We start from the raw sequence: 20,164 nt of genomic DNA, 5'->3' as shown, positions 1-20,164 counted from the left end.
GTGGGCTGGAAATAAAAAGGCGACGGATATCCGTCGCCTCTGTGTTTACCGCGGTGCGATTAAGCGCGTGGCGGAATGGCTTTCAGCAGCGCTGTCAGTAATTTCCAGTACAGATCGACGCTGCCGATATGCACTTGCTCATCCGGGGAGTGTGGCCCGGTGATGGTCGGCCCGATGGAAACCATATCCATGTCTGGGTACGGTTTCTTGAACAGACCACATTCCAGACCCGCGTGAATGACCATGATGTTCGGCGTCTTGTTGAACAGCTTCTGGTACGTTTCACGCACCAGCGCCATGACCGGCGAATGGGCATCCGGCTGCCAGCCAGGGTAGCCGCCTTTCGGTGATGTTTTCGCGCCTGCCAACTGGCCCAGCGCCGTCAGCGTACCAACGACGGCGTCTTTGCCGCTGTCGATCAGTGAACGAATCAGGCAGATAATTTCCGCGTGATCGTCTTCCATCGTGACAACGCCGAGGTTCAGCGACGTTTCTACCACGCCTTTAACTTCGTCGCTCATGCGGATCACGCCGTTCGGCGTGGCGTTGAGCAGTGCCAGCAGGCGATCGCGGCTGTCCTGTGTCAGCGGGTGCTCGTTGCTGTCGCTGGCTTCCACCAATATGGTCACGTTTTTCTCAACGGCGGACAGTTCATTTTTCAGCACGGCCAGATAGTCCTGGCTCAGCGCTTTCAACTGCTCGACGTTAGCGGCAGGCAATGACAGCGTGGCGAAGGCTTCACGCGGAATCGCGTTACGCAGCGTCCCACCGTTCAGATCGAGAATGCGGATATCCAGCGCTTGCGCCTGCTCGAACAGGAAACGTGCCAGCAGTTTGTTGGCGTTGCCCAGCCCCAAATGGATGTCACCGCCAGAGTGGCCGCCTTTCAGCCCTTTGATCGTCAGCTTGAGCGTGTGGTAACCAGCAGGTGGCAGTTCGCGCACCAGCGGCAGACGGGTAATGAAATCAATACCGCCAGCGCAACCCATGTAGATCTCGCCTTCTTCTTCCGAATCGGTATTGATCAGGATTTCGCCCTGAAGCCAGTTAGGTTGCAGGCCAAACGCGCCATCCATACCGGCTTCTTCCGTCATGGTCAGCAGCACTTCCAGCGGGCCGTGCTCGACGCTTGGATCGGCCAGCACTGCCAGCGCTGAAGCCATACCAATCCCGTTATCCGCACCCAGCGTGGTGCCGCGTGCTTTCAGCCACTCACCGTCAACGTAAGGTTGGATCGGATCGGTAGTGAAATCGTGTACGGTGTCGTTGTTTTTCTGCGGCACCATATCCAGATGCGCCTGTAACACGACAGGCTTGCGATTTTCCATGCCTGCGGTTGCCGCTTTGCGCAGCAGAATATTGCCGACCTGATCGCGCTCGGTATAGATGCCTTTCTCTTTAGCCCATTCCAGAATGTGCGCGGCCAGTGCTTCTTCATGATAAGACGGGTGCGGGATGGAACAGATCTTGGCGAAAATATCCCACAGAGGCTGGGGGGACAGTTGAGACAATTCAGACACTATTTCAGTCTCCTTTTTAGCCCCTTATGCGCATTCTGGCGTGCAGGGGCTACAGGTTAAAAGTTGATCGCAGTTAGCCACGGAACATGGCGTGTCACAACAGAATATCATTTTCCATCAAAGCAGGGGAATTGCCGTCGGCGCTGTCTTATTTTTCCTGCTGCAATATGCGCCAATGGGCTCGGCAGGGCGCAGGTTAACAGGAAAAACTCGATTCTCGCGTTGAGAAAAACTGGTTTTTATGTTGTTGGCTATCTATAATCTCGCGCAACCTTTTTCCCCCCTCAGACTCAACTTAAGCCGTTTTTTATTCGGCTGGGATATATTTTATGAGCGAAAAGTACGTCGTAACCTGGGATATGTTGCAAATTCATGCCCGCAAACTGGCACAGCGTTTACTGCCTGCCGATCAATGGAAAGGCATCATTGCCGTCAGTCGCGGCGGTCTGGTTCCTGGCGCGCTGCTGGCGCGTGAACTGGGCATTCGTCACGTTGATACCGTTTGCATTTCCAGCTATGACCACGACAACCAACGCGAAATGAAAGTCATCAAGCGTGCCGAGGGAGATGGCGAAGGATTCATCGTGGTTGACGATCTGGTTGATACCGGTGGTACGGCGAAGGCGATTCGTGACATGTACCCGAAAGCGCACTTTGTGACTATTTTCGCGAAACCTGCTGGCCAACCGCTAGTCGATGACTACGTGATTGATATCCCGCAGGACACCTGGATTGAACAGCCGTGGGATATGGGCGTGGTCTTTGTTCCGCCGTTGTCTGGCCGCTAATCGATTTCTACCAATGCCCGGTTTAGCCGGGCATTGTTGTTTTTGACGATGGGTATTTGTGACGATGGTAATTTCTGGCGACTGTTGTTTCTGAACGGTCAGTATTTCTGCCACAGGATTTGATCCGATCGTGTGTTTCTGCCGTTGATATTTGTCTTCTCTGGCCTGAGTTCGTTACACTTTAGCGGGTGACGAAAAAGTCGTCTGATGTCCGCTGACAGCGGTTTACATTAACGGAGGCTGCTGTGGCGCAAGCTAACCTGTCTGAAACGCTATTCAAACCATCCTTTAAACATCCAGAAACCTCGACGTTGGTCAGACGTACGCGGAATAGTCAGGATGTGCAGGGGCTGCATTCTACGCTGGAAGGGGAGAAGACCCGTAGTTGGTATCGGATGATCAACCGGCTGATGTGGATTTGGCGTGGCGTCGATCCGTGGGAGATCGAAGATGTGCTGTCGCGTATTGCTGTCAGTAAGGCTGACAGAAGCAACGAGCAACTGCTCGATACGGTCATCGGCTACCGGGGCGGTAACTGGATTTATGAATGGGCGAAGCAGGGCGCAGACTGGCAGCAGCGGGCAACAGAAAGCGGCAATGATGCGCAAACTGGGCAGTTCTGGCTGAACGCAGCCAACCTCTACAGTATTGCTGCCTATCCGCATATTAAAGGTGATGAGCTGGCGGAGCAGGCGCAAACGCTGGCAAACCGCGCCTATGAAGAAGCCGCCAAGTATCTACCTTACGAACTCAAAGAACTGACCTTCCCGATTGCTGGCGGCGGCACGCTGACCGGTTTTCTGCATATGCCATCGCAGGCGAAAGCGCCTTTCCCAACTGTTCTGATGTGCGGTAGTCTGGAAATGTTGCAGAGTGATTATCATCGCCTGTTTCAGGACTATTTTGCGCCAGCGGGCATGGCAATGCTGACGATTGATGTCCCCTCCGTTGGATTTTCTTCCCGCTGGAAGCTGACTCAGGATTCCAGTTTCCTGCATCAGCAGGTGTTGCGCGCGTTGCCTGATGTCCCGTGGATCGATCACACCCGCGTTGTTGCGTTTGGCTTCCGTTTTGGGGCCAATATCGCCGTTCGGCTGGCGTATCTGGAATCGCAGCGCTTGCGCGGTGTGGCCTGCCTTGGCCCGATAGTGCACCATCTGTTAAGCGATCAGAATCGCCAACAGCAGGTGCCGGATATGTTTATGGATGTGCTGGCGAGCCGGCTGGGTATGCCGTTCTCGACGGATACTTCGCTGAAAACCGAACTGGGGCGTTATTCGCTGAAAACACAGGGGCTGTTAGGGCGCCGCTGCCCGACGCCGATGCTGGCCGGTTACTGGGAAAACGATCCGCTATGCCCGAAAGAAGAGGCAAGTTTGATTGTGAATTCATCCGCACAAGGGAAGCTGCTGCCAGTTAATTTTTCTCCGGTATACCAGAACTTCGACCGCGCACTACAGCAAATCAGCAGATGGTTACAGGATAAAGTGTAGAAGGACGTAACGTACGATCTGTGCAGGCAGAATCTTCTCGGCACAGATCGTTGTTTCTGCCAGATGATGATCGCTGATTACAGGATCTGTTTGGCGTAGCAAAGTCTGTCCATATCAATTACCTCAACCGTAACTGACAGATTCTTCAATCCAAGTGCTTCGATCTTCTGAAGTACCAGATTGGAGAGATTACTTTTCTGCTCCCCCGTCTGTCCAGAAAGCACCTTGATTGCCACATGAATAAAGCTGGCTCGTTTCCCCCCTGTTGTATAGCTGTCGTAAGCAAGGGATCTGACTTTGATGTCACTGCCGTCACTGGCAAATAAACCGGATTCGAGCGCACCGTGGTAGATCGCAGGGAGTAGGGAATTTACATCAATGTTTGAGGAATGTTCGGCGATACAATGTGGCATGAGGTGTCATTTCTCAATTAACAAAAACGAAGAGACCTGAGTATTCAGTACGCGGCGTCGCTCGGCAACTGTTTTTAGGCAAGCCCGCCGGACAAGAGTATGGATGTGCGTTATCATCGCAGGTAATTGATAAATTATCATTTTTACCCGTTTGGGATCGTTGAGGGATACAATGATGTGGGGAATATTTTCTCGTCAGCAGCAAAGTCTGCATGACATCTGTTGTTCAGACCTACCTCTGGAAAAGAAAAAACGACAAATCGACCGCTTTCTGGCACAGGGCGGCAGCATCAATGAAAGGCAACGCCATACTGCTAATGTACTCGGTTTGCTAACGGTCAAGACGGACGCGCCGGATATTGAACTGGTCCGTTACCTGCTGGATAAAGGGGCTTTTATTGAACAACCCGGAGGATTCAGCGCATTGCATAATGCGATCGAGTTTTTCCATCTGGAACTGGCCGAGCTCTATCTTCAGTACGGCGCTGATGTGCACTACCTCAATTTTTTCAGCAATTCATGGCTGAATTATCTGTACTGCCCACAGGATCGACATACCTACACCGACGACCAGCGTAAGCAAATGCTCGATCTGTTGTTACGCTACGGCTTGGATCTTAATCGTGAAACCATTTTCTGGACATCACTGGAGACCAGCTTTCCGATCGAGATCGTGATGTGTGAGAAGGATGTGAGCCTGTTGGAGCACATCTTTCAGCTCGATATCCCGATTCATTTCGCCGAAACCGGCATTTTTGAACGCCTCTTTAACTATAAAAGCGAGTGGCTTCCATTGCCGCTTTTTCAGCAGATCGTGAAACGGGCGGGGGGATCGGCCTATCGTGAACCGGGAGTCATTCTTTCCGAAGATAAGAAGATCCGTACCGATGGGTCACTCTTAGAAATGGCTATTTTCTACGCTGCGGACGAACGCCTCTGTGAATGTTTGCTGGATACCTGCCCTGATATCCGCTGCGATTTAAGCCACTACAGCTTTGTTCTGGATGCTTTGCTTAACCGTTATTCGCTCGATCTGGCGGAGCGGATTATGCAGAAAACGGCAGATATCGATCGTCCGTATTCCCTGTTCATTTCTTCTGGCCGGAAAAAACGGGACGGGTGGGAGGCGGATGCGTATCCCGACGTCGGTAGCTCGACCATGATGCAGTTTGTGGACAACCGTCTGATCAAGGCGCTGAGTGAACCCGATTATTACCCTTATTTTTACGATGCCATGAGCCTGTTGCTGCAATACGGCGCATCGCCTCTGGTCGATAAGATGAGTGGAGGGCACAGCTATGAAATGCGGAACTGGTCATTGCTTTACCTCGTTTGTGTTGAAATGGTGTCGCAGAATAACTTTCGTCCCGACCTACTGGATTTACTGGTGGCGCATGGTGCGAATTTCAACGTGAAGAAAAGTGCGGTCAGCGAACCGCTCTGCATTACGCTGCTTCAGCGTGGCTATCGTTCGACACATGAAGAAGTGCTGCTTCAGGTGATGAATTACCTCTACGAACACGGTATGGATTTGCACGCGACTAATGCCTACCTGATCAACACGACAGCCGCTGCGGGAATAGGCTCACGACCACTGGTTTTACAATGGCTTATTGCGCACGGTGTGGATATTCACACTCTGAGTGGGTTCGACAATTCCCCTGTTCTGCATAAAACCATCAGCCTATATAGCGATGAAGCATTGACGCCAGAGCGACGTGCTGAAACCGTCGCGGTACTGCTGGATAACGGCGCGAATATTGATGAGTTCTCGATTGATGAGCAATTCACGCCGCTCATGTGCGCGGCTTACTATGGCGAAGCGAAGTGTGCTGAGGTATTGCTGGCGCGGGGAGCCAACCCGCATGCCCGCAGTGCCAACGGCATGACTCCCCTGCGCTGTGCGCTATACCGCGCCGATGCGGCGGCGGCGCGAATTGTGACCCTGCTTCATCAATATGGCGTGACGATCGCGCGGGTGGATGAAGAGGGTAACGATCTGCTGGTTCGCTGTATTCGCAATAAACACGAAGCGGTGTTCAAAGCGCTACTGGAGATACTGTCTCCCAGTCTGGATGACATGCATCGGCTACTGGACTGGCTGGCGCAGGGCAACCGCTACTGCTATTTCTCCGATCAGCTACGCCAACAGATTGGGCGACTCAGTGCTGGTGAGTCGTCGTCTTCCCATCATTCGTGGCCGCTATAAGGACGTAGTTATATGTTTGATTCATCTTCCAAAACGGATACGTTAGAGACGATTTGTTTCTCTGATGTCCCCACCAGCAAGAAGCGGAAACTGATCGACCGCTATCTGGCGGCGAAAGGCGACATCAACGCATCGAGCGACGGGCAAACGGTTTTGCATCAATTGAGTCAGGATCGCGACACGGAACTCGATCTTGTTCGCTATCTGCTGGAAAAAGGGGCGAGTATCGAAACGCCCGAAGGCGAAAGCGCGCTCTTCTCGGCGATCACGTCTTACTCTCCTGAAATTGCTGCGCTGCTTTTACAGCACGGTGCTCGGCTGGATTTTTATGATAATCAGGGACGCGGTTGGTTACACTGCTTTTTTGATCTGCCTGAAAGCCCGGTCTACACCCATGCTCAACGCGGCACAATGCTGGCGCTGTTGCTGGCAAACGGGTTGGATATCAATCAGCCCATCCTGTTTCACCCCGAAGTTGGGAAACGCCATCCCGTCGATATTCTGCTGGAAAAACAAGAGCGCTTTTTGTTAATGCGGTTGTTCCATGCGGATAGCCCGGTACGCCTGACGGGGACGTCGATACTGGAAACGGTATTTCGGCAGGCCGGCTCATGGATGACGCTGGAGGTATTTCAGCTGTTCATTGCACAGGCTGTACGTGAAGGAATGTTGGAATCGGGCTTTACGCTGTCGCTTAATTCAGCCCAGAAAAATCAGGAACAGAAAATCTCGGTGACCTGGCTGGAAATGGCGTTGCATTGCGGTTTGCCTGCGCCATGCTGTGCGTTCTTGTTGGACACATTTCCGGATATGCGCTGCGATGTGCCTGCGTATAGCGTTCTGCTGGATGCGCTGGAAAAGTCGTATCCTCCTGCACTGATAGCGCGTATTGCGCAACGTACCACGGACCTCGATCGTCGTTATTCGCTGCGTTTTGAACAACTCGAACCTGACGATGATGAGGGTGATGCAGAGTACGAACGTAATGCTGAGCGCGAAAGTGATGTAAATCAGGGGACGGTGCTGGCGCAATATCTTGTGCTGCGAGCCAAGGCTGCTGTAACGGATAGCCGCGTCCATCGCGTGTTTTCTTCTTCTCTCGAACACCTACTGAAATCAGGTGCTTCTCCCAATATTGGCTATACGATGTCGGAGGAAGAGGACGACATGCCGACGACGTGGCCAGCGCTTTATACGCTCTGTGAAGCGATGATTACCACCGGACAATATCATACTGACTTGCTCGATCTGCTGATAGCGCACGGCGCTGATTTCAATCAACAGCATGTACTGCAAGAAAACGGTGAGCTTCCGTTGGGGATGGCGCTGCTTCTGTATTTACAGCACAGCCCGCATGAAAGTGTGCTGCTTGATGTTTTCCGGCATCTGCACTCCTGTGGGATGAACCTGCATAGCACGTCACCAGATGGGATGAATATGGTTTATGCCGCTGTGTCAGGGTGTCGTCCGCAGGTGCTGAACTGGTTGATTCAACAAGGCGTTAGTCTCAATGTGAAAACGGCGAGCACCCTTGCACCGCCGCTGCATCGCGTGATTGATAATACGAGTGTGACGTCCGAACGGCGTAAAGCAACGCTTAAGGTATTGTTGCAACAGGGCATTGAGAAAGATATCGCGTGGGGCGAGCCCGCGATGACGCCGCTAATGCTGGCGGCAAAGCAGGGCGCTCAGCATTGCCTTGAGGTGCTACTGCAATATGGCGCTAATCCGAATGCGCGTGGCGCAGGTGGAATGACCCCCGCGCTGTGTGCGATAACGAGTCGCCGCTCTATTGATTTCCCACCTCGCCCTGAATCGGTATCCGCCCGCATGCTGGCGATACTGCATGCCTATGGTGCGGATCTCTGCCAAAGCAATGATGATCTGGTCACGCCGCTGTCACTCAGCGTGCAGAAAGAGCGAAAAGAAAGCTTCGAAGCACTACTCAGGCTGACGCCATTTACAGAAGAACAGCTGCGAAACGTGCTGGACGGCAAACATCCGGTTGACGCTTATTTTGCTGAACGCCTGCAAACGCTGCTGGCATTGCCTGCGCCACATGCTGAAACCGGGCTTTCACGCTTTGCCGTGCAGCGTCAGCCCGCCGTATAGGAGCTCGTCGGTATATACTCTAAATAATTCGAGTTTCAGGAAGGCGGCAAGGGAAGGAATCCCGATGAGCTTACATAAGTAAGTGATTCGGGGGAGTGAACGCAGCCAACGCACATGCAACTTGAAGTATGACGGGTATAGAGGCAGAAAAGCCGGGCGTCGGGCAGTAACCTGACGCCAGGCAGTTGATAAATTGCCATTCTCTGCTAAAAAGAAGGTTCAACCAAAGGAGATCGTAATGATATTACCGAGTGGACACTCCAAAAGCCGGCTCATGAAAAATTTTACGGCACTGGGACCTTATATACGCGAAGCGCAGTGCGAGGATACCGCGTTCTTCTTTGATTGCCTGGCGGTTTGCGTCAACATCAAACCCGCGCCAGAACAACGGGAGTTTTGGGGCTGGTGGCTGAATTTGGAAGATACTGGCAAAGGCTTTGCCTATGACTATCACTACGGTCTGTTTGATAAAAAGGGCAACTGGCGTGAAGAGAAAATCAAGGACAAAGCCGTGATGGAGCAGGTGGAAAATGCCAAACAGGCTTTCCATGTTCGATTGGAGAAGCAAATTAACGCGCTGGAACCCGCCTGTACCCTCGTTGCACGACCGTGATACTTCTCTGACGATCCCCGATTTATTCGCAGGTTTTCGCGTTGTGCCTGTTGGCATAACGCGTCTGTCCTGCTACAACGTTTTCCTTATTCTTATTTTTTGACATCCAACGGCAGAGAAATTATGAGCGGCAGCCAGACTTTGGTTGTGAAACTGGGCACCAGCGTGCTAACTGGCGGTTCGCGCCGTCTTAACCGCGCCCACATTGTTGAACTGGTGCGCCAATGCGCGCAGCAACATGCGGCAGGGCATCGGATTGTTATTGTCACCTCTGGGGCGATTGCCGCTGGGCGTGAACATTTGGGTTACCCCGAACTCCCGGCTACGATTGCGACCAAACAACTGCTGGCCGCGGTGGGGCAAAGTCGCCTGATTCAACTGTGGGAACAGCTGTTTTCTATCTACGGTATCCACGTCGGGCAGATGCTGCTGACGCGCGCGGATATGGAAGATCGTGAACGTTTCCTCAATGCGCGCGATACCATGCGGGCGCTGCTGGATAACAATATTGTTCCGGTAATTAATGAAAACGACGCCGTGGCGACCGCCGAGATCAAGGTGGGTGACAACGACAACCTGTCAGCGCTGGCGGCGATTCTGGCCGATGCGGATAAGCTGCTGCTGCTGACCGATCAGGCTGGGCTGTTTACCGCCGACCCGCGCAATAACCCTGATGCGGAATTGATCCGTGAAGTCACCGGTATCAACGATGCACTGCGTAGCATTGCGGGGGACAGCGTGTCTGGCCTCGGAACGGGCGGCATGTCGACCAAATTGCAGGCTGCGGATGTGGCCTGCCGCGCGGGTATCGACGTGGTGATTGCCGCAGGCAGCAAACCGGGTGTGATTGGTGATGTGATTGCCGATATTTCCGTCGGAACGCGTTTTCATGCACTGGACGCGCCGCTGGAAAGCCGTAAACACTGGATTTTTGGCGCACCGCCAGCGGGAGAAATCACCGTTGATGACGGCGCGCTCTCGGCGATCCTCGAGCGTGGCAGTTCGCTGCTGCCTAAAGGTATCCGCACCGTAGAAGGGAACTTCTCCCGTGGTGAAGTGATCCGCGTGCGTAGTCTGGCGGGGCGCGATGTGGCGCATGCCGTGACGCGCTATAACAGCGATGCGCTGCGTATGATTGCCGGACACCACTCTCAACAGATTGCCGATATTCTTGGCTACGAATATGGTCCGGTGGCTATCCACCGCGACGATATGATTATCAATTAAGGAGTTCGCGATGCTTGAACAAATGGGTAAAGCGGCAAAAGCGGCCTCTTATCAGCTAGCAGTCTTGAGCACGGCTCAGAAAGATCGCGCGCTGCTGACGATTGCGGATTTGCTGGAAGCCGAGAGCGCGACGATTCTCGCGGCTAACGCGCTGGATTTAACCGATGCGCGCCAAAATGGCATGAGTGAGGCGTTGCAGGATCGTCTGCTTCTGACGCAGGAACGACTGAGTGCGATCGCTAGCGATGTGCGCCAGGTCTGTCGCCTGACCGATCCGGTAGGGCAGGTGATTGACGGCAGCATGTTGGATAACGGGCTGAAGCTGGAGCGTCGCCGCGTGCCGCTCGGCGTGGTCGGCGTGATTTATGAAGCGCGTCCGAACGTCACCATTGATGTGGCTTCTCTGTGCCTGAAAACCGGTAACGCGGTGATTCTGCGCGGTGGCAAAGAGACGTACCGCACTAATGCGGCAACGGTAAAAGTGATTCAGCAGGCGCTGTCGCAGTGCGGCCTGCCTGCTGCTGCGGTGCAAGCGATTGAAAGCCCGGATCGTGAGCTGGTCAATCAACTGCTGAAGCTTGATCGCTACGTGGATATGTTGATTCCGCGCGGTGGTGCTGGTCTGCATAAGCTGTGTCGCGAACAGTCGACGATTCCGGTCATCACTGGGGGGATTGGCGTTTGTCACATCTATGCTGACGACAGCATCGATTTCGACAAAGCGTTGACGGTCATCGAAAGCGCCAAAGTGCAGCGCCCTAGCGCCTGTAACAGCCTGGAAACGCTGCTGGTCAATCAACATATCGCCGATCGTTTCTTGCCCGCGCTGAGCAAAAAAATGGCGGTGGCGGGCGTTACGCTCCACGCCAGTCCTTCAGCGATGCCTTATTTGACCAGTGGCCCGGCAAGCGTTGTTGCAGTGGAAGAGGCCAACTACAACGATGAATGGCTCTCTAACGACCTGAACGTCACGCTGGTGGACGACCTGGACGCAGCGGTCGCCCATATTCGCGAACATGGTACACAGCACTCTGATGCGATTCTGACGCGCTCCTTGAGCAATGCGGAACGCTTCGTGCGTGAAGTGGATTCCTCTGCGGTGTATGTCAACGCCAGTACGCGCTTCACCGACGGCGGCCAGTTTGGTCTGGGGGCAGAAGTGGCCGTCAGTACCCAGAAACTGCATGCGCGCGGTCCAATGGGGCTGGAAGCGCTGACCACCTATAAGTGGATTGGTTATGGCGATGATTTGATTCGCGCCTAATCGACAAATGGCTGTGCATATCAAAGCGATATGCACAGCATGATTTTTACTCTGTTTTTTACTTCCGTCATTTTGTCTAAATAAGAAATATCATTCCGACTGTAATTCTTTTCTCTGTTGTGTTTATTTACATTAAAATGTAATACAGCAATAAAAATATAATGAAATAGCTAATAAGAAAAATATCCTCCAATAGTAACAGGCCATGCTTTGTGAGGCGTATTCACAAATACATAGCCTGTCTTGCTACTGGAGGATAATTATTTATCCTTGTAGCAACAACGCGTTATTTCATATTAACGCTGATGTTTCTCTGCGGCGTTGTGGATTGAGTCAGCGGCTTCGCGAGCATTTTTTTCTGCCCGGCTGTTAAAATTATCCGCTTTAGATTTGACGTCAGCCCAGCCTTTTTCGGCGTCTTTTCTGGCTTCGGATTCTCTGGATTTCACATCAGCTTTGACGTTGTCTGCCTTTTCTCTGGCTTCTGGCTCCCTTGATTTGAGATCCGCTTTGAAGTCATTCGCTTTTTCCCGTGCCTGAGCGTCATGCTCATGTGCCTTGGTTCGCGCCTCTGACGCTTTTTCTCTTGCTTCAGCGCGATCGTGACTGAAGGCCGATTCCGCTGAAGCTCGGGCAGAATCCAGATCATTTGCTGCCGCCATGCCAATGTAACTGGTTCCAAGAATTAAGCCTAAAAACAGTGGATTCATATTCATGGTCTATTTCCTCTTACAGCGCTTAATGACTACGCTAACAATAATCTTGCCGTCAACGACGTATTATTGAAAGCTTCATGTTAAGACCGCCTCCTTGTCGTCTTGGTCATTTAAGTAGAGCAAAATAAAAAATAAAAAGAATAGGGAATTATCCTAAACTGTACACATGGGTTTTGTTATGTATTACATTTATATCTGAAAGGTAAAAATATATTTTTATTGTAAATATCACTCTCTATAAAAAGAATATTTACCTTAAAGGGAGATGGCGTTTTCCTCTCATGAGGTATTATCTTGCAAGCACTTATCTCGAAGAAGAGAGCGGCATAGGTGATGTGCCCTACATGCGGGTCTGTTAAGCCGAAAAGCTATAGCACATGACGTTATTAGTACGGAAAATTATCAGAAACGCTCTATCAACATAAGGGTGATGATAAAATCGGCAGACGATCGCCAAACGCTTGACTTGACGTACCATTATCACTAATTTGTCACCCCGTAGTTCACGTCTGGCTCTCGCCACGACGATCCCAAAGCCGATATAGCTCAGTTGGTAGAGCAGCGCATTCGTAATGCGAAGGTCGTAGGTTCGACTCCTATTATCGGCACCATTAAATCAATGACTTATCCAGCCTTCATGTAAATCACGTTCTCATCATGTGCCATATTTGTGCCATTTCGCTCTAGAATTGCGTCAATTTTTGCTCGTGCGCTCTGCGAGATAGCCAGCGGATAAATGAGCTTATCTCCGAACCATTTCGATGCTTTCCCTGCCTCTCCTTTCTTGTAACACCGATATTGGCACGCCGACCTGTGCTAGCCAGATTGCCTATGTATGTCTCAAATCATGGAACCTAAAATCGTCTACCCAAGTGCGAAATAGCGAGGTAGACACCAGAAACGACAAAACCGACCTTGGCCGGTTTTTTACGTCAATGCCGAGCCGTATTTATCAGACATAACCATCCGCTTTATACATGGCAATCAGGTTTTTTCTCAGCGCTTCCCTTTCCTGTTTGTCAGAGGGAAGTGGCGTATCCTCAACGTTGAATCCCTCAAGACGCATACTGTCCCGATAGTTTTTGAGTTTCACCTGATTGTAGTAATCACGCTTTTCTTCCAGCGTCACCATACGCGAGGATCGCGTTTTGTTTAACAACGCTTTTGTGGTGATTTTACGATGTTGTTTGAATATCAACAGGTCGGTATTTTTCAGTTTCTCGATCAACCTTTTTCCGTCACCAAACACACCCCATGACGAGATAGATAAGACTTGCCGTTTGCCATTTTTCTCGCGTGATATGTTGATATCCATCGTTGACTGGAGTGTGTTTAACACGTCCTGTACTTTTCTTTCTGAGATACCTGTAGCGGTTACGATAGAGTGCGTATTAGGGGAATCCTCTTGTACCAGATCTGCGAGTACCGCCATTTCATAGCGCATGGGTTTTCACCTTTAATCCGCATATATATGCGATAAAGAGTACCATAATTACGGTCTGGCCGTATCTTTCCTAATTGCTAATGAATCACTGATCAGCTGTTTGTCGGATTTATTAACATCAAGAGACGGGTAGCTTCCTGCACGCTAATCAAGCGTCCTTCCTCAATGTGTAGTGAAAAATTCCTCTTTAGGCCGGAGGGCAATGCTGGATCCTGAATAAAATTCCAAGAGTAGTCAGGATACTCTCACAGTAATGGGAGACGTTTGGGCAAAAGCGTAGTTTGCCACATGTCGTATCCGTAGGTTATTCGCCGACGTGTTTCTCTCGATGTTTTGTTTTGATCGCTTCATGCTTTCCCCCTCTCTATCACGCACAGAGAGGGCAGTATTACCTAGAATATTATCCTACCTAATAACTGCCATTTTTTAACCTGAAAGTAACGCTAAAGAGATCATTTCACTGTCACTTTCAGTTATTTTGGTTATGTAATGTTTAAAAAACACATATATCAGTCATTAATTCCTTTTTTGTGTTTTTTAATAGTATAAAAAACTAATAATTTTAATTATAAAATCAATGATTGCTAAATTATCTAATATTTATATTTTAATAGGGAAATAATTTACAAAGGTAATGTAGTCATTTGTTCTGCCAAAAGTAAAAAATAGAGGGTGAATTGTTTTAATTAATTAAAATTCATGTGCGATTTATAATGTCACTTATTTGTTAGCGTGTTAAGTATTTCGTTTTTAATGAAATTAAAAGGCACAAAATATATTCCTTTTCAGTTAATTGAAAATCGTCGGAATACTCTTTTTTATTTTGTTTGTTTTTACTTAAGGTTTATTTAATTTGTTGTTTTAACTGTGTTTTTTGTTTTAGTGGTTCAGTTTAGTTGCTCTGCTATATAAGCATTGACCGTGCGTTTGTGTTGTGTGTATGATCTAAAATCAAAATATAAATGTATTTAACTCCTTCTTGGCGTGATTCTTTTTACGCCGATATAAGCCGTAACGTTACGGTTTTATTATGGTTTTTAATTCGGTTTAAATTTATTTCATCTCGCTGGTCGAAAAACAAATGCGTTATTTGTTTGCCGAGTCGCTGCCGCTCTTATGGATTGCGGCGGGCTTTTGGTAGGAATCGACTTTACTTCTCCGGGCCCGAGTGCCCTTACGTTGGTATAGACACATGGCAAAAGGAACTGATGGTGCATCTGTCGCACCAAAGGAACGTATTAATATCAAATATGTTCCGGCCACTGGTGGTCAGCAGGCGGAAATAGAATTGCCGTTGACGCTGATGATCGTGGGAAATATGAAAGGGCGCACAGAGGAAACGCCGATCGAAGAACGTCAGACTGTATCGATCGATAAGAACAACTTTACCTCGGTGATGAAAGAAGCAAATCTGGAATTGAATTTCAGTGTGCCAAACCGCCTTGAAGAAGAAAGTCAGGACGACCTGCCAGTGAAACTGAGCATCGGCGGTCTGAATGATTTCTCCCCTGACCGCATTGCTCAACAGGTGCCTGAATTACGTAAGTTGCTTGATTTACGTGAAGCGCTGGTCGCGCTGAAAGGCCCCCTCGGCAATATTCCCTCATTCCGTAATCGTTTGCAGGATCTGTTGTCCAGCGAAGAAGCCAGAGAGCAGCTTTTGAAAGAGCTCGATCTGGTAAAACCCGCCGAATAATTGACGAAATAGGGAAATAAATATGTCAATAATTGAAGAACAGGTTCAGGCAGGCGCTGCCAGCGCTTCTGGCTCGCTGCTTGATGACATCATGGCTCAAGCGCGTATCAGCCCGGTTGATGAAGGCTACAGCGTGGCTAAACAGGGCATTGCCGCGCTGGTCGCTAACATTCTTGATAGCGGTAACGCAGCAGAACCCGTGAACAAAGCGCTGGTCGATAGCATGATCGTCGAACTGGACAAAAAACTCAGCAAGCAGATTGACGTTATTCTGCATGCGAAAGAATTGCAGGAACTGGAATCTTCCTGGCGTTCGATGAAACTGCTGGTTGATCGCACCGATTTCCGTGAAAACATCAAACTCTTGGTGTTGCATGCGACGAAAGAAGAGCTGTTGGACGATTTCGAATTCGCGCCTGAAATCTCACAGTCTGGCTTCTATAAGCACGTCTATTCCAGCGGTTACGGTCAGTTTGGGGGCCAGCCTATCGGTGGCGTGATTGGTGACTATGCGCTAACGCAAAGCTCACCAGACATCAAACTGATGCAGTATGTCAGCGCCGTTGGCGCGATGGCGCATGCGCCGTTCATCTCTTCCGTTGCACCGACCTTCTTTGGCGTGGATCGCTTCACCGATCTGCCTTCCATCAAAGACCTGAAATCCGTTTTCGAAGGCCCTGCCTATACGAAATGGCGTTCGCTGCGTGAATCCGAAGATGGTCGCTATCTGGGGCTGACGGCTCCGCGCTTCCTGGCTCGCCTGCCTTATGACCCCGTAGAGAACCCGATTAAGGGCTTCAACTACAAGGAAGATATCAGCACCGATCACGAACACTATCTGTGGGGCAATACCGCCTACCTGATGGGAACGGCGCTGACGGACAGCTTCGCGAAATACCGCTGGTGTCCGAACATCATCGGTCCGCAGAGCGGCGGTGCGATTACCGACCTGCCGGTGCATGTGTATGAAGCCATGGGCCAACTTCAGGCCAAGATCCCGACAGAAGTCCTGATCACCGATCGTCGCGAATATGAAATGGCTGAAGAAGGCTTTATCACGCTGACGATGCGTAAAGACAGCGACAATGCGGCTTTCTTCTCGGCTAACTCAGTGCAGAAGCCGAAGGTGTTCCCGAATACCAAAGAAGGCAAAGAAGCGGAAACCAACTACAAGCTGGGTACGCAACTGCCGTACATGTTCATCATCAACCGTCTGGCGCACTACATCAAAGTGCTACAGCGTGAACAGATTGGCTCATGGAAAGAGCGTCAGGATCTTGAGCGTGAGTTGAATACCTGGATTAAACAGTACATCGCCGATCAGGAAAACCCGCCGGCAGATGTTCGTAGCCGTCGTCCTCTGCGTGCTGCACAAATCAAAGTGCTGGATGTAGAAGGAGAACCAGGTTGGTATCAGGTCACCATGTCTGTGCGCCCGCACTTCAAGTACATGGGGGCGAACTTTGAGCTGTCGCTGGTAGGGCGTTTGGATAAGGAATAAGGCTGATGCCGTCTCTTTCTGCCTGGGAAAGGGGAAGCGCGGCAAGTCTGTTTGATCGTATCCGTGGGGAGGAGCGTCGCTCCTCCCCTGAAACGGAAGTTGAAGCACTGATCGAGTCCGTTAAGCGTCAACTGGACAATGTGCTCAACACCCGGCCCGGAAATTGTCGCAGCGCACCTGAGCTTGGCGTAATTGATTTTAATGACGCAACGCAGGGTGGGGCGGACATTCGGGGAAAAATCCGGGAGGCGATCCGACAGTGTATCTGTCGCTTTGAACCTCGAATTGTTCATGTGGATGTCAACACATCGGACTATTTATCGAATCCGATGGAGATGTCGTTTCAGGTTACCGCCCGGGTCAGATTGGAAGATCTGGAGCAGGTTGCCTCTTTCAATATCCATATGGATAGCCACCGCCATTACAGAATGATCTGATTATGTCACTGGAACATTTTTTCAGGGATGAGCTGACCTACTTGCGTCTGCAAGGGCGTGAATTCGCCAAGGCGCACCCTGAGCTTACCCGATTTTTGTCAGAACAAACCACGGATCCAGACGTCGAGCGTCTGCTGGAAGGGTTCGCCTTTTTGACAGGGAGCCTGCGGGCGAAGATCGAGGATGAATTTCCGGAACTGACACACGGTCTGCTGGGCATGCTGTGGCCTAATTACCTACGCCCTGTACCGAGCATGACGATTATGCAGTTTTCGGTACTTCCCGGCGCGATTGCCCAACCCGCGTTTGTTGAGCGCGGCTGTGAACTGGATAGCCTGCCGATTGATGATGTGGTTTGCCATTTTCAGACCTGTCACGATGCCTGGATTTATCCGGCGGATATCCGCGAGATCAAGGTACAGAGCGGCAACGATCTTTCCACCATTACGCTGGACGTTGGGCTGCATGGCCCGCTATCGCTAAGCGACCTGCAACTCGACAAACTGCGCTTTTATCTGGGCGGTGATACTTATACGGCCTACGAGCTCTATTTCTGGATTGCCAGTCAGCTGTCGCACATTGAGCTGGAAATCGATGGTCAGCGCTTCCGTCAGGAAGCCAGCGTGCTGAAGACGGTCGGCTTCGAGCGGGAAGATGCGCTATTGCCGTATCCCGGTAATGTCTATTCGGGCTACCGCATCTTGCAGGAATACTTCTGTTTTCCCGAAAGTTTTCTCTTTTTCCAGCTCGCGGGGGCGGTATGGCCGGATCTCCCGCTGACGGTAACGGAATTCCGTCTGCATTTTTGCTTTGACCGCCCACTGCCGGCGGAGCTGAAGATCCGCCCTGATTCGTTCATGCTCAACTGCGTGCCGGCAATCAATCTCTTCCAGCATGATAGCGAACCGATCAACCTCAGCGGGCGCCAGACGGATTACCCGCTGAAAGCCAGCTACCGTAACGCGGATAGCTTTGAAATTTTCTCTGTGGATAAGGTTGAAGGCTGGGTTGAAGGGAATTCAGGCCGTGCTCGCGGGATTCCACGCACCTATCAGCCTTTTGAGAGCTTTCAGCACCAAATCGAGCGCGCCAAAGGACGGCTGGCGCTCTATTACCGCATTCGGGTAAGAGAGGCGGTGAATGGCAACGGCTTTGACCACATGCTCTCTTTTGTCCGTGGCGATGAGCAGGAAGTGATTGATTTGGATGAGTCGATCTCGGTAACCCTGACCTGTACCAACCGATCGCGTGCGGCACAGCTACCCGTTGGATCGATCTGCGTGCCGACGGGGAATTCGCCGTCTTTCGCGACGTTTCGCAATCTGGTGCGGCCGACGCGACCCCTGCGGCCTGCAATGGATGGCAGCCTGCACTGGACGCTGATCTCCAACTTGTCCCTGAACTATGTGTCGCTGCTGCGGCGTGATGCGCTGGTACAGATTCTACGTACCTACGATTTCCCTGCGCTGCACGATAAGCAGGCAGAGCAAGCCTCGCGTAAGCGTCTGGCGGGTATCGAATCCATCGAAACCACCCCTATCGACCGTCTGGTTCAGGGGATGCCGGTTCGCGGCTTGAAATCCATCCTGTCAGTACGGCAATCCGCGTTTTCCAGTGAAGGAGAACTCTATCTGTTTAGTACGGTGCTGGCGCACTTCTTCTCACTATACGCCAGCGTCAACGCTTTCCACCTGTTGGAAGTGGTCAACATCGATAACAAGGAGCGCTACCGATGGCCGGTACAGATAGGTCAACACTCAATGATGTGACGTTCCGTCAGGATGTCTCACGCTTTAATTTTTTCCAATTGGTGGAGTTGCTGAATCAGTTGGAAGGCGTGGATCTGGAACAAGAGTTGGATTTCCGCCCTGAACAGGAACGCCTGCGCTTTCGCTCTACGGCCTCCATCGGTTTTCACCCCAGCGATATTTTGCAGGTGGGACGTGATGACGATGGCCGTCAGGAGCTGGAAGTCGCGTTTCTTGGCCTGCACGGCAGCCAGTCACCGATGCCCGGTTATTACCTCGAAGATTTGGCCTGGGAATACGCGCAGGGCGAACAGAAGCTGGGCGTGTTTCTCGACTTCTTTCACCATCGCTTACTCACGCTATTGCACCGTGCATGGCGCAAATACCGCTATCACGTCCGCTTTCAGAATGAAGGGGAGGATGGATTCTCACGCCTGATGTTTGCGCTCGTGGGATTAGGGAATGACGCCGTACGCGATAGTCTGCCGGTTAACCGCGCCAAGATGCTCTCCTACGCCGGAGTGCTTGCCAGCCCCAGCCGCTCACCAGAAGTGGTCGCGGGGTTGGTCATTCACTGTTTTGACCTGGATGACGTCGCCGTTCTGGCCTGGCAGCACCGTCGCGTGCCTATCCACGAAGGGCAGCAGAACCGTCTGGGAAAAGCCAACATGATGCTGGGCGGTGATTTTGTTATCGGCGACAAAGTGAACGACTGTGCCGGCAAGTTTTTGCTCAAGGTCGGCAACCTCAGCTTTAGCCGCTTCCTCAGCTTTTTGCCCAACGGCGAGCATTTTCAGCCGCTGGTGCGTTTTGTCTCTTTCATTCTTCGCGATCAGTTGGCCTGGGATCTGCGTCTTGGTTTTGCGGAAGGCGAAGCTAAGGGCTTAAGCCTGGGCAGTGAGCAAAGCAGCCGGTTGGGATGGAGCAGCTTTCTCGGGCAGCCGCCCGCGGATCCCTATGTGACGATTTGTGTGCAGGAGTAA

Annotated in this window: 16 protein-coding genes and 1 tRNA gene; 13 read left to right on the top strand and 4 right to left on the bottom strand. The window is 51.2% G+C overall.

Going from position 1 to position 20,164, the window contains the following annotated elements; all coding sequences use genetic code 11:
* Positions 1–59 precede the first annotated feature (59 nt).
* Positions 60–1,520 (bottom strand): beta-Ala-His dipeptidase, encoded by a 1,461-nt coding sequence (pepD, locus tag KKH3_RS15125; RefSeq protein ID WP_039361084.1) that lies wholly within the window; start codon positions 1,518–1,520, stop codon positions 60–62.
* Between the two features lie 329 nt (positions 1,521–1,849).
* Here pepD and gpt point away from each other — a divergent pair, with 329 nt between their 5' ends.
* Positions 1,850–2,308, top strand: a complete 459-nt coding sequence (gene gpt, locus KKH3_RS15120; RefSeq protein WP_005975741.1) for a xanthine phosphoribosyltransferase — start codon at positions 1,850–1,852, stop codon at positions 2,306–2,308.
* Between the two features lie 245 nt (positions 2,309–2,553).
* On the top strand, positions 2,554–3,801 hold the full coding sequence (frsA, locus tag KKH3_RS15115) for an esterase FrsA (RefSeq protein WP_039361081.1): 1,248 nt from the start codon (positions 2,554–2,556) through the stop codon (positions 3,799–3,801).
* 77 nt (positions 3,802–3,878) lie between these two features.
* Here the strand turns inward: frsA and KKH3_RS15110 are convergent, their stop codons facing one another.
* Positions 3,879–4,214 carry a 5-carboxymethyl-2-hydroxymuconate Delta-isomerase gene (locus tag KKH3_RS15110; RefSeq protein WP_039361078.1) on the bottom strand — a complete coding sequence of 112 codons (336 nt, stop codon included), beginning with the start codon at positions 4,212–4,214 and terminating at the stop codon, positions 3,879–3,881.
* A 175-nt stretch (positions 4,215–4,389) separates the two neighbouring features.
* Between KKH3_RS15110 and KKH3_RS15105 the strand changes: the two genes are divergently transcribed.
* The 5 genes from KKH3_RS15105 to proA all read left to right on the top strand — a co-directional run bounded on the left by KKH3_RS15105 (position 4,390) and on the right by proA (position 11,639).
* Positions 4,390–6,423, top strand: coding sequence for an ankyrin repeat domain-containing protein (locus tag KKH3_RS15105; protein ID WP_244881184.1), 2,034 nt, complete (start codon positions 4,390–4,392; stop codon positions 6,421–6,423).
* A gap of 12 nt (positions 6,424–6,435) precedes the next feature.
* A complete protein-coding gene (locus KKH3_RS15100; RefSeq protein WP_039361074.1) occupies positions 6,436–8,535 on the top strand; it encodes an ankyrin repeat domain-containing protein in 2,100 nt (699 codons plus the stop codon).
* Between the two features lie 238 nt (positions 8,536–8,773).
* The gene (gene crl, locus KKH3_RS15095) at positions 8,774–9,148 is read left to right on the top strand and encodes a sigma factor-binding protein Crl (RefSeq protein WP_039361071.1); all 375 of its coding nucleotides are present in this window, start codon (positions 8,774–8,776) and stop codon (positions 9,146–9,148) included.
* Positions 9,149–9,271: 123 nt separating this feature from the next.
* Entirely contained in the window at positions 9,272–10,375 is a 1,104-nt protein-coding gene (proB, locus tag KKH3_RS15090) for a glutamate 5-kinase (protein WP_005975751.1), read from the top strand.
* A 10-nt stretch (positions 10,376–10,385) separates the two neighbouring features.
* Positions 10,386–11,639, top strand: a complete 1,254-nt coding sequence (gene proA / locus KKH3_RS15085) for a glutamate-5-semialdehyde dehydrogenase (RefSeq protein ID WP_039361068.1) — start codon at positions 10,386–10,388, stop codon at positions 11,637–11,639.
* A 296-nt stretch (positions 11,640–11,935) separates the two neighbouring features.
* Here proA and KKH3_RS15080 read toward each other — a convergent pair whose 3' ends face one another.
* Positions 11,936–12,355, bottom strand: coding sequence for a hypothetical protein (locus KKH3_RS15080; protein WP_039361065.1), 420 nt, complete (start codon positions 12,353–12,355; stop codon positions 11,936–11,938).
* A gap of 535 nt (positions 12,356–12,890) precedes the next feature.
* On the opposite strand from KKH3_RS15080, the gene KKH3_RS15075 reads away from it, so the two are divergent.
* Positions 12,891–12,966 (top strand) — tRNA-Thr (locus KKH3_RS15075).
* A 341-nt stretch (positions 12,967–13,307) separates the two neighbouring features.
* Here the strand turns inward: KKH3_RS15075 and KKH3_RS15070 are convergent.
* On the bottom strand, positions 13,308–13,799 hold the full coding sequence (locus KKH3_RS15070; protein WP_039361064.1) for a YhfG family protein: 492 nt from the start codon (positions 13,797–13,799) through the stop codon (positions 13,308–13,310).
* Between the two features lie 1,192 nt (positions 13,800–14,991).
* On the opposite strand from KKH3_RS15070, the gene tssB reads away from it, so the two are divergent.
* Genes tssB through tssG form a run of 5 tightly spaced genes read left to right on the top strand, consistent with a single transcriptional unit; the run spans position 14,992 to position 20,164 of the window.
* Positions 14,992–15,495 (top strand): type VI secretion system contractile sheath small subunit, encoded by a 504-nt coding sequence (tssB, locus tag KKH3_RS15065; RefSeq protein WP_010282535.1) that lies wholly within the window; start codon positions 14,992–14,994, stop codon positions 15,493–15,495.
* Between the two features lie 22 nt (positions 15,496–15,517).
* Entirely contained in the window at positions 15,518–16,996 is a 1,479-nt protein-coding gene (gene tssC, locus KKH3_RS15060) for a type VI secretion system contractile sheath large subunit (protein ID WP_039361061.1), read from the top strand.
* A 5-nt stretch (positions 16,997–17,001) separates the two neighbouring features.
* Positions 17,002–17,433, top strand: coding sequence for a type VI secretion system baseplate subunit TssE (tssE, locus tag KKH3_RS15055; protein WP_011094951.1), 432 nt, complete (start codon positions 17,002–17,004; stop codon positions 17,431–17,433).
* Positions 17,434–17,435: 2 nt separating this feature from the next.
* Positions 17,436–19,202 (top strand): type VI secretion system baseplate subunit TssF, encoded by a 1,767-nt coding sequence (gene tssF / locus KKH3_RS15050; RefSeq protein WP_039361058.1) that lies wholly within the window; start codon positions 17,436–17,438, stop codon positions 19,200–19,202.
* Positions 19,166–20,164, top strand: coding sequence for a type VI secretion system baseplate subunit TssG (gene tssG / locus KKH3_RS15045; protein ID WP_039361055.1), 999 nt, complete (start codon positions 19,166–19,168; stop codon positions 20,162–20,164). The genes tssF and tssG overlap by 37 nt, the downstream gene beginning before the upstream one ends.

It is taken from the genome of Pectobacterium actinidiae (assembly GCF_000803315.1).
In the GTDB taxonomy this organism is placed as follows: domain Bacteria; phylum Pseudomonadota; class Gammaproteobacteria; order Enterobacterales; family Enterobacteriaceae; genus Pectobacterium; species Pectobacterium actinidiae.
The sequence above is the reverse complement of the archived record's forward strand: the minus strand, read 5'-3'. Positions and strand labels throughout refer to the sequence as shown.